The 12,508-nt window shown below is 69.5% G+C and carries 9 protein-coding genes and 2 tRNA genes; 3 read left to right on the top strand and 8 right to left on the bottom strand.

Annotated features, from left to right (window positions below; all coding sequences use genetic code 11):
• The first annotated feature begins 95 nt into the window (after nt 1-95).
• A complete protein-coding gene (locus tag AB0H52_RS30695) occupies nt 96-1,388 on the top strand; it encodes a hypothetical protein (protein WP_357951745.1) in 1,293 nt (430 codons plus the stop codon).
• A gap of 644 nt (nt 1,389-2,032) precedes the next feature.
• Here the strand turns inward: AB0H52_RS30695 and AB0H52_RS30690 are convergent.
• The 6 genes from AB0H52_RS30690 to AB0H52_RS30665 form a co-directional block, all read right to left on the bottom strand.
• Nucleotides 2,033-2,106: transfer RNA gene (locus AB0H52_RS30690), tRNA-Met, on the bottom strand.
• A gap of 416 nt (nt 2,107-2,522) precedes the next feature.
• Nucleotides 2,523-2,596: transfer RNA gene (locus AB0H52_RS30685), tRNA-Met, on the bottom strand.
• Between the two features lie 60 nt (nt 2,597-2,656).
• Nucleotides 2,657-3,604 carry a hypothetical protein gene (locus AB0H52_RS30680; protein ID WP_357951743.1) on the bottom strand — a complete coding sequence of 316 codons (948 nt, stop codon included), beginning with the start codon at nt 3,602-3,604 and terminating at the stop codon, nt 2,657-2,659.
• Nucleotides 3,594-4,103 (bottom strand): SigE family RNA polymerase sigma factor, encoded by a 510-nt coding sequence (locus AB0H52_RS30675; RefSeq protein ID WP_357951741.1) that lies wholly within the window; start codon nt 4,101-4,103, stop codon nt 3,594-3,596. The genes AB0H52_RS30680 and AB0H52_RS30675 overlap by 11 nt, the downstream gene beginning before the upstream one ends.
• 176 nt (nt 4,104-4,279) lie before the next feature.
• Complete coding sequence (locus AB0H52_RS30670) at nt 4,280-7,270, bottom strand: UPF0182 family protein (RefSeq protein WP_357951747.1); 2,991 nt, start codon at nt 7,268-7,270, stop codon at nt 4,280-4,282.
• Nucleotides 7,271-7,365: 95 nt separating this feature from the next.
• Nucleotides 7,366-8,379 carry a PDZ domain-containing protein gene (locus AB0H52_RS30665; protein ID WP_192580459.1) on the bottom strand — a complete coding sequence of 338 codons (1,014 nt, stop codon included), beginning with the start codon at nt 8,377-8,379 and terminating at the stop codon, nt 7,366-7,368.
• A gap of 115 nt (nt 8,380-8,494) precedes the next feature.
• Between AB0H52_RS30665 and AB0H52_RS30660 the strand changes: the two genes are divergently transcribed.
• Nucleotides 8,495-9,784 carry a zinc-dependent metalloprotease gene (locus AB0H52_RS30660; protein ID WP_151492467.1) on the top strand — a complete coding sequence of 430 codons (1,290 nt, stop codon included), beginning with the start codon at nt 8,495-8,497 and terminating at the stop codon, nt 9,782-9,784.
• A gap of 570 nt (nt 9,785-10,354) precedes the next feature.
• Here the strand turns inward: AB0H52_RS30660 and AB0H52_RS30655 are convergent.
• Both AB0H52_RS30655 and AB0H52_RS30650 read right to left on the bottom strand, forming a co-directional pair.
• On the bottom strand, nt 10,355-10,963 hold the full coding sequence (locus AB0H52_RS30655; protein WP_357951738.1) for a hypothetical protein: 609 nt from the start codon (nt 10,961-10,963) through the stop codon (nt 10,355-10,357).
• A 213-nt stretch (nt 10,964-11,176) separates the two neighbouring features.
• Nucleotides 11,177-11,716: a M48 family metallopeptidase gene (locus AB0H52_RS30650; RefSeq protein ID WP_151492936.1), complete on the bottom strand. Its 540-nt coding sequence runs from the start codon at nt 11,714-11,716 to the stop codon at nt 11,177-11,179.
• A 502-nt stretch (nt 11,717-12,218) separates the two neighbouring features.
• Here AB0H52_RS30650 and AB0H52_RS30645 point away from each other — a divergent pair.
• Nucleotides 12,219-12,389: a DUF5679 domain-containing protein gene (locus tag AB0H52_RS30645; RefSeq protein WP_167457767.1), complete on the top strand. Its 171-nt coding sequence runs from the start codon at nt 12,219-12,221 to the stop codon at nt 12,387-12,389.
• The last annotated feature ends 119 nt before the right edge of the window (nt 12,390-12,508 follow it).

The following is a 12,508-nucleotide window of genomic DNA, read 5'->3' as shown; positions in this document are numbered from 1 at the left end:
GCCAGAAGGCCGCGCTCTTCTACGTACCCACCGGAACCGGCGTGACTATCACATAACCGAATATCCGGTCATAGCTCGATCTTGCGAATGCCCTGGTGACGGACCGGACAGCGATGGATTCTGCGTTCATCGCCGAGATGGTATCCGACGCGATCAAATCGCGTCCGGATGAGCCGTTCCTGGAACCAGCCATAGTAGATCAGGCTGTCGTCCAGTTGAACAGCGCACTCCTGTCCGCCGGACCGCGGGGAAAATCGCTAGAGGACTTGTTCAAGTCGAGTGATGGTTGGCAACTGAACCCCATATTCAAGAAGGCGAGAGCGCGAACCCTTCCCCGCGCCTTCGGTTCGGTCCACGCCCAATTCACTCAGTCCATCGATCAGTACGCAGCGGCAGAATTTCTTCAAGACGTCAACGAGCGCTACCTTGAAGCCGGCCCCTGGAAGGAGAACTATGAAACCGCCGACCGCATTGCTCGCGTATATGGTGCGCTATTTTGGCAGGAATCCAAGGGTAGGCAGCCGGAGAATGACCGCAAGTTGCTCGAAAACCATCTCAGAATTGCTATATCTCACTGGGCGGCTCCGACGATAAGCCTGGTCAATATTGAACAGGGCTTTGATGGGAGCTTCCCGAAGGACTTAATTCCGGTTCTCGCAAGAAAGGACTTCGGTGCACTCCACGATCAACTTCCGCCAACCCTAAAAAATTTCCTGAAGCTTCGTGGCGAAGACATAAAACACACCGTGAACGTGGAATACTTTGGATCTGGAACTGGCCAAAAGGTGGGGGACGCACTAGTCGGAAAGGGGCTTCTCCGTCCGGATCAGCCCAACCACGTGGCCATCAACAAAATGTTGCGTAACTGCGGCATACTCGACAGCGGCGATGGCAACGTAGACGTCTTTTCGGGGCTGCTGGAGCAACTGGCGACAGGGCGGAGAATTGCCCTTAATGACTTCGCGAACAACGCCCTATATGGCCCGTACGATCAGGGCGGCGTGCCTTATATAAGCAGCGCTGACTACTTCGAGATTCATACCACTTTTAATGCTCGGAACTCTGCTCTTGGCAGTCAGTATTATGAACTGCGGCATCACGCAGGCGGCGTCGATACCGTTCATCGAGCCATGCGACGGTCCCAGGAAATCGAAAGCTGCGCTCAGACTGCGTATGGTCGACTTCAGGCGTCAAGGCTCGCGAGCATGGCGACTCCGTCTGCTGCCAGGCCGTCGGCCTTGAGCAATGCCGGCGAAGCCTTGAGGCGTGCCGCCCAGGTTCGGTCGGCCTCGGCGTCCCATCGTGGAAATCCACTGCCACTGGCACCGCGCGCTACCGAAGCGCGCGGGGTTCAGCAGCCAACGCACGGGCTCGTTCGGCGCGGGTGATGGCCTTACGGGCGGTACCGGTGGGAAACTCTGGGACACACACTGCCGGTGGGCGCGGGCCAGCCACCACCGGACCAACGTCGGCTGCGTGAGCGGGGACTGCGCGTGCGCCGGCCGACGGGGCGGTGCTAACCGTGCTCATGGACGCACCGTCCGAGGAGTTGGCCCTCATCGTCGGCACGCCCGCCTGCGTCAGTTTGGCGGCGAAGGCTTCGCCGATGACCAGAGCTGGCGGCAATTCCTACCAAGTCTTCGAGTGTCGTCCTCAGGGGTGAATCGGTGATCTTGGAGCGGCGTGCTAGCCGGCCATCGTGACCCGCTGAGAGGTTGGCCCCACCGATCCATCACGCCGAAGGCCTCGTACTGTTGCTCGGCAGTCATTCCGCCAGTGAGGCGTTCCAGGTCCCCGTCCAGCTCTGCTCCACCTTGACGCGGAACGCGAGGCTGGCCGGCACGGGTTCTCCCCAGACGGTCCTGCGGTCGTCGGGGTCCGGCACCCGACGCGTGCCTCAGCGCTCACAATCGTCCGCTGCCGCAGAATGCCACGTCGTGACGATTCGTTTGCCCACCTATTGCCCACCCGACAAGCAAGAGCCCGCCTCCTCAACTTGCAGGAGACGGGCTCTGACCTGGTGTTTCTGTTGTAGCGGGGACAGGATTTGAACCTGCGACCTCTGGGTTATGAGCCCAGCGAGCTACCGAGCTGCTCCACCCCGCGTCGACTGGTTAAGTCTAACCCATCCCGTTCGGCGATGATCAGTGGGGTCACGGCCCTGCCGACCCGGTGACTGCCGGTCCTCTGATCGGCTCCGTGCCGGGCTGCCCATCCGGTGCGCCGGTCGCGGGCAGGATGAGTCTTTCGCCGAGGGCCAGCGCCAGAGCGACGGCGCCGAGCAGCGAGCCACGGCCGATCGAGACGCGAGCACGTCCGGGCTCGCACGGCTGCGAGACGACGAAGCGGACGCGCTCGGTCACGCACGGCTCGACCGAGCAGGCACGTTCGGGTAGACCTGGCGCGATGACCGGACGCGACGCCGTCCTCCGGCACGCCAGCGAACTGGCACCGATCGCCGACGGCCATAAACGGCGAGAGCCCGCCTCCGGCGAACCGGAAACGGGCTCTCGATCTTTTCGTAGCGGGGACAGGATTTGAACCTGCGACCTCTGGGTTATGAGCCCAGCGAGCTACCGAGCTGCTCCACCCCGCGTCGGCTCGCTAACCGTAGCGCACCGACCCGGGGCACCGCAAAACGACTCCGATTCCGCTGTCAGTCGAGCCAGTTCTCGATCGCCGCCACCGCCCGGCGGCTGTCGGCGTCGACCTGGGACCGAACGGCAGCCGTGTGCTCCCAGCCCTGCTCCCACAGCACCGTCACCACGTCGCCGATCCGGACCGCCCGGACCAGCCGGACCTCCTCCGCGCCCGGGTCACCCATCCCCTCCGGGTACGGGGCCCGCATCTCGAACAGCACCGACTCGTCCCCGTACGCCCCCGAGGTCAACAGCCGTTGACGCCACGTCCTGGTGTCGTCGGGCAACCTCTGGTCGGGGCAGTCGCGGACGGCCTGCCGCAACTCGCGCAGCGCGTCGTCCGCACGACCCGGCCGGTAGATGGTGATGGTGTGCCGGTAGCTGCCGTCCGGGACGTTCCCCGCCGGAGTGCCGGCCAGCTTGTACGCGAGGTACCGGCCACGGCGCTGCACTACGGCGGAGTCGCTGGCATGCCGCGCCCCGCAGAGGATCGGCAACATGGCCCCTTCCCCCTGAGACTCCATGCCGGTCCGGTTCGCGGCGGCCAGCACGAAGAACGCCCGGTCCGGGATGGAGGTGGGCGGCCGGGGTGTCGCCGCCCCCGTGGTCGGCGCCGGCGGCGTACCGCTCGGCGTGGTCCGTGTCGGCGTCACGGACGACGGCGTCGACGTGGCGGAGGACGACGTCGCGGACGGAGTCGGGGACGGAGGGGTGACCGACCCGGTCGCCGTCGGGCCGGGCGTGTCAGCGGGAGGCGGCAACGGCGGCGGGCCGTCCGCCGCCAACACCAACCGACCGCCGACGGCGACCCCGCCGAGCAGCAACGCCACCGTGAGCCCGGTGCCGGCGGCCCGGACCCGCGCCCGACGGTCGGCGTACCGGCGGACCAGCTCGGGATGCGTCGGATCCTGGTCGTCGGCGACAGTGCTGAGCGACCGGTACAGATCGGAGAGTTCAACTGGCATCGTTCACCTCCAGCGTCGCGGTACGAAGGTCGGGCAACAGCGCGGCCAGCCGGGTGCGACCCCGGGACAGCCAGGACTTCACGGTGCCGACCGGGACGTCGGTCTCCCGGGCGATCTCCTCCACCGACATGTCGAAGAGGTAGTGCAGCGCCAACGCCTGCCGCTGGGTGGCCGGCAGTTGGCGGAGCGCGCGGACCAGGAGCACCCCGTCCTCACTCGGCGGCGGAGTGTCCGGCGGCGGGCCGGTGCGACTCAGCGTCGACCGCCAGCGGTGCAGACGCCGCCAGCGGTCGCTCGCCAGCCGGGCCACCACCAGCCGCAGCCACGCCTCCGGCGCCGGATGCGCCGACAGCCGCCCCCACTGCCGCCAGGCCCGGGCGTACGCCTCCTGCACGAGATCCTGCGCCTCGGTGTGGTCGCCGGTGACCGCATAGCCGTACCGCAGCATCCGCCGGGCGGTGCTGCGGTAGAAGTCGTCGAAGCTGTGCGCGTCCCTCACGACCGTCCCCCCTCGTCAGCGCCCCGTTGCAGTGAGGACGGCGGAGCGTTGCCGCAGGTTGCGGGCCTGTCGACCCCTGTCGGAGAGACGACAGGTGGCAACGGCGGAGCCCCCGTCGTCCGGACCGGATGTGGTCCGACGACGGGGGCTCCGAGGGATGGTGCCGGTGGCCGGGGTCAGCCGCCCGCGCTCGGGCTGACGCTCGGCGTCGGGCCGCCGCTGGGCGCACCAGCGGCCTGCTGCGCCTGCTGGAACGCGGTCAGCGCCTCGTCCAGTGCCTTCAACGCGCGACCGTACCGCTCGAAGTCACCGGACGTCTGCGCGGCGCGGACCTCGGTGATGGCGGCCTGCACCCGGTCCGCGGCGGCGGCCAGCGCGCCCGTCGGCGGCGGGTTGCTGGTGCTCGGCGTCGGCGACGGCGTACCCGTCGGCGTCGGCGTCGGGCTGGTCGGGTTACCCCCGGTGGTCGGGGGCGGCGAGGTGCCCTGCCCGGCCTTCTTACCCTGCTCGACCAACTGCTTGATGCCGTCGTTGATGTTGTCGGCGAGCGCCACGAACGAGCCGCCGTCACCGTACGAGAGCAGCACCTTCTGCAACAGCGGGTACGCGTCCTGCTGGTTGCTCTTCACGTAGACCGGCTCGACGTAGAGCATGCCGTCGGCGAAGGGCAGCGAGAGCAGGTTGCCGTACTGCACCTGCGCCTGGTTGCTGGAGAGCAGGGTCAACTGCTGACGGATGTTCGCGTTGTTGGTCATCTGCTGGTGCACCTGCACCGGGCCGGAGATCCGGGTCTGGTCCGGCAGCTCCAGCACCTCCAGCCGGGGCTTCCCGTCGATGTACGACCCGGAGATCAGAGCGGCCAGGTTCTGCCGGCCGTTCGGCGTGACCGCTGAGGTGAGCTGGAACCGCGGGCCCTCCTGCCCCGGGAACTGCGTGAACAGGTAGTACGGGGGCTGCTTCTGGCCGCTGTCCGGTGCGTCCGGCACGTTGGGCACCTGCCAGAAGTCCTGGGCGGAGTAGAAGTCGCCCGGGTTTGTCACGTGGAACTTCGTGAGCAGGTTGCGCTGCACCTTGAACATGTCCGCCGGGTAGCGCAGGTGCTCGGTCAGCTCGACCGGGATCTCGGCCTTCGGCTGGATCAGGTCGCCGCCGAACGCCTTGTTCCACGCCTTGAGCACCGGGTCGGTGTCGTCGTACTCGTAGAGCGTCACGGTGCCGTCGTACGCGTCGACGGTGGCCTTCACCGAGTTGCGCATGTAGTTGACGTTCTCCCGGGCCAGCTGGAAGGTGCCCCGGTTGGTCAGCTCGTCGGTGGTCTCGGTCTGCAGGTTGACCCGCTCGGCGTACGGGTAGGTGGCGGCCGTCGTGTAGCCGTCGACGATCCACTGCACGCGGCCGTCGACCACCGCCGGGTACGGGTCGCCGTCCAGGGTGAGGAACGGCGCGACCTTCTCCACCCGGTCCCGCGGGTTGCGCACGTACAGCAGCTTGGAGTCCTTGTTGACCGCCTCGGAGAGCAGGAAGTTCGACTCCTGCTCCTTGATGGCGTACAGCAGCCTGCGCGTGAACGAGCCGATCTTCACGCCGCCCTCGCCGGTGTAGGTGTAGGACTCGCCGCCACCCTCGCCGACCGGCCGGTCGAACTCGGCCTTCTTGTTCGGGTCGGACTGCCCGACGATCGCGTAGTCGTCGGCCGCCATCCGCTCGCCGTAGTAGATCCGCGGCTGCTTGGCCGGGATCTGCTCGGTCTGCGAGGAGCACGCCTCCTGGGTCCGCTCCCCCAGGAAGCCGGAGACGAAGAACGGCTGTCCGCCGCAGACCACCTGGTTCGCCGGGGCGGCCACCAGGCCGTATCCGTGGGTGTAGACGGTGTGCCGGTTGATCCAGGTGTTCTGCTGGTCGGTCAGCTCGCCGTAGTTGATTTCCCGGACGCCGACCACGTAGTCGGAGGTCTTGCCGTTCACCCCGTACCTGTCGATGTCCAGCTTGGGGCCGAAGTCGTAGAAGCCCCGGACCTGCTGGAGCTGGGTGTACGTCTCGCTGACCAGCTGCGGGTCGAGCAGGCGGACGTTCGACACCACCGAGGTGTCGGTGGCCAGGTTCGCCGGTGGGGTGTAGTTGTTCGCCGCGTACGGGGTGGTCTCGGTGGCCGCCAGCCCGAACGCCGCCCGCGTCGCGTCGATGCTGCGCTGGATGTACGGCGCCTCCTTGTCCTTGGCGCTCGGCTTGACCTCGAAGGTCTGCACCGCCCAGGGATAGATGCCGCCGATCGCCACCGCGGACACGCCGAGCAGGGCCAGCGAGATACCCGGCCAGACCAGGTTCCGCATCCAGGCGTTGGAGAACACGATGATCGCGATCGCCACCACGATCGAGATGTACGCCAGGATCTCCTTCGCCGGCAGCAACGCGTTGACGTCGGCGTAGCCGGCGCCGTACAGCTTGGCGCCCTCGTTGTACTCCAGCAGCATGGCCCGCCGGTCCAGTACGTACGCGACGGCCTTGAGCAGCACGAAGACCGCGACCAGGCTGCTCAGGTGGCCGCGGGCGGCGTTGCTCATCCGGTCCCCGACACCCTGCAGGCGGACGCCACCGAACAGGTAGTGCACCGCCAGCGCGCCGATCACGGCCAGCACCACCGCGGTGAAACCGACCCCGAGCAGGTAGCGCCAGAACGGCAGCTGGAAGACGTAGAAACCGAGGTCGACCCCGAACTCCGGGTCCTTGATCCCGAAGTCGCCGCCGTTGCGGAACAGCAGCCACTGGCTCCACCGGCTCTGGGCGGAGAGGCCGGCGAACAGTCCGATCACGGCGGAGGCCAGCGCGATCCAGGTGCCGAGGCGCGGCGTGAGCGCCATCCGGTAACGCTCCAGGGTCGCCTGCTCCACCGAGTGCGGGCGCAGCCGCGGACGCAGCCGGTACGCCAACCACAGGTTGCCGCCGACGATCACCGCCATGCCGAAACCGATGACCAGGAAGAGCAACAGGCGGGTGAGCAGCACACCGGTGAAGACCTCGGTGTAGCGGACCTCGTCGAACCAGAGCCAGTCCGTCCATGCCTGGACACCCCAGCCGAGCAGGGTGAAGAGCACGAACACCGCGACCAGGACAGCGATGGTGACGCGTCCGCGCCGGCTCATCCTCGGCAGGGGGCTGCTGCTACGCATTACCACTGTTGGCTCCGCACGCTCGATGTGATCGGCTCCGATCAGGCACCCAGAGTACGGGGTGTTCCTGAACGTGTCGGGGCACGGTCACACCGTCAGCAGCGGGTCGGCTGGCCTCCGGCACGAAGGGTCTCCAGAGCGGTCAACGCCTCGTCCAACGAACCCACCCGCAGCAGCGGCAGATCGGGCTGCGGATTGCGGACCGCCTCGGCGCAGTTGTCCGCCGGGACGAGGAAGACCTTGGCACCGGCGCGCTTCGCGCCGACCAGCTTCTGGGCGATCCCGCCGATCGGGCCGACCGAGCCCTCGTCGTCGATGGTGCCGGTGCCGGCGATGACCTTTCCGCCGGTGAGGTCCGCCGGGGTCAGCTTGTCGACGATGCCCAGGGCGAACATCAGGCCGGCGCTCGGCCCACCGATGTCCTCCAACTCGATGTCGAGCGTGAACGGGTGCGGCTGCTGCTGGTCGATCTCGACGCCGATCCGCGGCCGGCCGTCCTGCTCCCGGCTGGTCACCGTCGCCGTCGCCGGCACGCCGTCGCGGGTGTAGCCGATGGTCAACGCCGTACCGGCCGGCTTGGCCCGGACCAGCTCGGTGACCTTAGCGGCCACCGGCACCGGTCGACCGTCGACCGAGGTGACCACGTCGCCGACCTTGAGCGCCCCGGCGGACGGGCCGTCCGCGGCGACGGTCTTCACCACCACCTGCACCGGGAAACCCAGCTCGCGTAGCGCGGCCGTCTCGGCGCTGGTCTGCGACACCTTGAAGTCCTCGGCGTTGCGCTGCTCGACCTGCTCCGTCGACTCACCCGGCGGGTAGACCAGCTCGCGCGGCACCACCGCCTCGTCGTCGGAGAACCAACCGGCGATGGCCGACCGGAGCCGTACCGTCGGCTGCACCCCCACGGTCGTCAACCGGAGCTGGCCCGCGGAGGTGGACGTCTCCCGCCCGGCGACCTTGATGACCTCCTTGCCGTCGGCCGTGCCGAGGGTGTTCACCGTCGGGCCCGGACCGAGCACCACGTACGGGATCGGCACCCGGAGCACCCCGATGCTCAGCAGGGCGGTGAACAGGGCACCGAGCAGGACCGTCAGGCCACGACGTCTCATGCGGCAGAGCGTACCGACCGGTCGACGGCCGCCCGCCGGATGCGCCACACGACTTCGCCCTCAGCGCAACGCCAGCAGCGGCGACCTGGGGCGCGGCGCGCGTACCGTAGACGTCGTGCCTGATATTCCGTTCGGTTTCGCGCTCCCGGGTGGGCAACCACCAGACCCCAACGATCCCGCGCAGATGCAGCAGTTCATGTCGCAGTTGCAGCACCTGCTGTCCGCGCCGGGCAGTGGTCCGGTCAACTGGGACCTGGCCCGTCAGGTGGCCGCCAGCCAGCTCGCGGCCGCCGGCGACCCGGCGGTGTCACCGTACGAGCGTCACGCGGTGGAGGAGGCGCTACGCCTTGCCGACCTGTGGCTGGAGCCGGCCTCGGCGTGGCCGTCGGGCATTCAGACCCCGGTCGCCTGGAACCGCAACGAGTGGATCTTCAAGACGCTCGACGTGTGGCGCAAGCTCTGCGACCCGGTGGCCAGCCGGATGGTCGGCGCGATGGGTGACCTGGTGCCACCGGAGGCGCGCGCCCAGCTCGGCCCGATGCAGTCGATGGTTGCCACCCTCGGCGGGGCGCTCTTCGGCGGCCAACTGGGTCAGGCCCTCGGCTCGCTCGCCGCGGAGGTGCTCTCCGCCGGCGACATCGGGCTGCCGCTCGGCCCGGCCGGCACGGCCGCGCTGATCCCGGCCAACATCCGGGCGTACGGCGAGGGCCTGGAGCTCCCCGAGGATGAGGTACGCCTCTACGTGGCCCTGCGTGAGGCCGCCCACCAGCGGCTGTTCCAGCACGTCCCGTGGCTGCGCGGGCACGTGCTCAGCGCCGTCGAGATGTACGCCTCGGGCATCCGGGTCAACCGGGAGGCGATCGAGGAGGCGATGGGCCGGGTCGACCCGACCGACCCGGAGTCGATGCAGGCGATCGCCCTGGAAGGCATCTTCACCCCGGAGGACACCCCGGCGCAGAAGGCCTCCCTGGCCCGCCTGGAGACCGCGTTGGCCCTGGTCGAGGGCTGGGTGTGCCACGTGGTGGACAGCGCCGCCAGCGAACGGCTCCCCAACGTCGTCCGGCTGGGCGAGGCGTTCCGCCGCCGCCGGGCCGCCGGTGGTCCCGCCGAGCAGACCTTCGCCGCGCTGGTCGGTCTGGAGCTGCGCCCGCGCCGGCTGCGCGAGGCCGCGGCACTCTGGGCCGCGCTCACCACGCACCGGGGCATCGAGGGCCGCGACGCCGTCTGGGGGCACCCCGACCTGCTCCCGTCGGACGACGACTTCGCCGACCCGGTCGCCTTCGCGATGAACGACATGGACCTGAGTGAGCTGGACAGCTTCGACTTCACCGCCCCCGGTGGCGCGGAGGAGAAGGCTCCCGGCCAGTCCGACGAGACCGACGACGACGGCGACGCCAAGCCCTGACGCCAAGCCCTGACGCCCGGCCCTGACGCTTGGCCCTGTCGCTTGGCCCTGACGCTTGGCCCTGACGCTTGGCCCTGTCGCTTGGCCCTGACGCTTGGCCCTGACACTTGGCCGTTCGGTGGCCGGCCCGGATGCCCGAAGGCGGGCAATGACGGGTGTGAGCGTGATGCCTGTGAGTCATCAATATGACCCACAGGCATCACGCTCATCGGTGCACCCACCTCCCCAGCCTCACCGCTCGATGGTGGGCACCCGGCAGCCCGGCGTCGGGTCCGCCGGCCCGTGGCGCACCGGTAGCGGGCCGTCTGACGGTCGCCCCCGCTGGTAGCGGGTCCGCCGGACGATGGGCGGGCCGGTGGCGGACCCCGTCCGGCGGACGCCTCGCCGACAGCGCGTCACCCGATGGTGGGCGCGCCGCGCCGACAGCGAATCCGCCGATAGTGGGCGCGCCGCCTCGACAGCGGGTCCGCCGATAGTGGGCGCGCCGCCTCGACAGCGGGTCCGCCGATAGTGGGCGCGCCGCCTCGACAGCGGGTCCGCCGGCGGTGGGTGCGCCGCGCCGGCAGCGGGTCAGACGGGCCGGCCCGAGCCGGAGAGCAGGGCCCGAGTGGCCTCCCAGCCCTCGAAGGCCGGGTCCAGGGTGGCCAGGTCGGCCGGGCCGCGCATCCGTCGCCACCCGGCGGTGACCGCCACGTCCATGGGCCGGGGTGCACCGGAGCGCGCGTCGGCCGGCGTCGCGGTGTCCAGATCCAGCGGGGGTAGCCATCCCGGCACGGGCAGCCGTACGGCCACCCCGAGCAGACCCGGTCCGCCACCCTCCACCGGAGCCACCGCGACCGGTCGGGTGGTGAGCGGGCGCAGCAGCTTGCCGACGGTCAGCGCAGGCAGATCGGGCACGTCACCAGCGAGTACCGCCGCCTGGTCGTAGCCGTCCAGCACGGCGAACACCGCGTTCGGCGTCGGCTCGGCCACCTCGTACACCGTGGTGCCGGGCCAGACCAGGGCGTCCGCCAGCGCACGGTCGGCCGGGGTCACCGCGACGGCGACCTCCACCTCGTTGAGGGTGGCGATCAGGTCGACGACGTCCTCGGCGAGCGCCGCCCGCCAGTCCGCCCGATCGACGCCGGGCGGCGACCACTGGACCGGCCCGAGCAACGCCACCACCACCCGCCGCGACATGTCCCCGACCCTAGCGCCCCACCTCGCCCGGAACCCGCCCCGGCCGAGCCCAGCCCGACCCAGCCCGACCCGGCCCGACCCAGCCCGACCCGGCCCAGCCCAGCCCAGCCCGGCCCGACCCGGCCCGGCCCGGCCCGGCCCGGCCCGGCCCGGCGGGATGATCCACTCAGTTTCGGCGGAATCGGGGTGTCCGCGCCGCCGGGATACGGGGGATCAGCGCGGGTCAGGTGGGGACGGGGCGCCGGAGGCGGCGGCCACGCCTTCGAGGTACCCGCGGGCGCGTTCCGCCTTGGGGTAGCGACCCACCAGCGCCCAGAACCGCGCGTTGTGACTGGGCACGATGAGATGCGCCAACTCGTGCAGCAACACGTAGTCGATCACCCAGTCGGGCATGTCCTGCACGCGGTGGGAGATCCGGATGCTGCGGTCGGCGGGCGTGCAGGAGCCCCATCGGCCGTTCTGGTTGGTGACCCACCGCACGCTGGCCGGCACCGCGCGAGCGCCGTACCCGCTGAGGTAGAGGTCGATGAGCCGGGTGGCCCGGGCCAGCAGCTCGGCATCGGAGCGGGCCAACCGGCCCTCCCGGGCGGCGAGCCGGGCCAGCATCCGGTCGACCCATTCGCTCTCCTCGGCGCGGGAGAACTGGTCCGGGATGAGGACGACGACACGTTCGCCGTCACGGTACGCGGACACCGTGCGTCGTCGGCGCTGACTGCGCCGCACCTCGACGACCGGCTTGCGCGTCCCCGCCATCACTGGCCCGCGCAGCCTCGGCTACGTGTCACGTCAGAAAGCTAATGCGTACTGACCAGGGGTCCGCAAGAGTCAACCGCACGACACGCGCCCAGAAAATGGTGATTGGTCGCCCAGCGTCCCGAAAATTTCTTGACCGAGCCGTCGCCGCGCCCTCTCGTCACCCTTCGTGCAGGCCAAGCTCGGGGTACGCCGCCTCCACGTAGGTGAGCACCGCTTCGGACGCCGCACAGGCCACCCGCACGGGTGGCTGAGAGGGTTTGGTCGGCGTGTCCCCGCCAAACTGACTTATCCGACCTATTTCGCCATGCACACTCTCGACGTCGACTTGCTCACAGTGTCGATGCACAGCTGACATGGAACTGCCCAGACCTGGGTAGGGTCCGCGGACCAGCGGTCACGAAGGTGGCCGTGGAGTGAGACCCAGCGGCGCCCCGTGTGGCCCGCCGCCGGGCACCCCGCCGGGACCGTATTGACCGGCGGACGAGACGAGGAGGGCACCGTGGCCGACCAGGCCCAGACGACCTACAACGGTTACTGCGTGAAGTGCAAGGAGAAGCGGGACTTCGAGGGGCACGTCGAGGTCTCGAAGACCGGTATGAACATGGCAAAGGGCAAGTGTCCGGTATGCGGTACAACAGTGAACCGCATCCTGGGCAAGGCCAAGGTCTGACCCGTACGGGTGGACGGGGGCGGGGGGGGGGGGGGCGCCCCCCCCCCCCCCGCCCCCCCCCCCCCCCCCCCCCCCCCCCCCCCCCCGCCCGGGGGGGGGGGGGGGGCAGACGAGGCGCC

This window comes from Micromonospora sp. NPDC050695, assembly GCF_040654415.1.
Taxonomy (GTDB): Bacteria; Actinomycetota; Actinomycetes; order Mycobacteriales; family Micromonosporaceae; genus Micromonospora.
This window is presented reverse-complemented; position numbering and strand designations above follow the sequence as displayed.

Bases quoted from the DNA above. Each gene is read 5' to 3' on its own strand.
- AB0H52_RS30680 (WP_357951743.1), bottom strand. From the start codon at position 3,604: ATGCCAGTTGAACTCTCCGATCTGTACCGGTCGCTCAGCACTGTCGCC.
- AB0H52_RS30670 (WP_357951747.1), bottom strand. From the start codon at position 7,270: ATGCGTAGCAGCAGCCCCCTGCCGAGGATGAGCCGGCGCGGACGCGTC.
- AB0H52_RS30665 (WP_192580459.1), bottom strand. From the start codon at position 8,379: ATGAGACGTCGTGGCCTGACGGTCCTGCTCGGTGCCCTGTTCACCGCC.
- AB0H52_RS30655 (WP_357951738.1), bottom strand. From the start codon at position 10,963: ATGTCGCGGCGGGTGGTGGTGGCGTTGCTCGGGCCGGTCCAGTGGTCG.
- AB0H52_RS30650 (WP_151492936.1), bottom strand. From the start codon at position 11,716: ATGGCGGGGACGCGCAAGCCGGTCGTCGAGGTGCGGCGCAGTCAGCGC.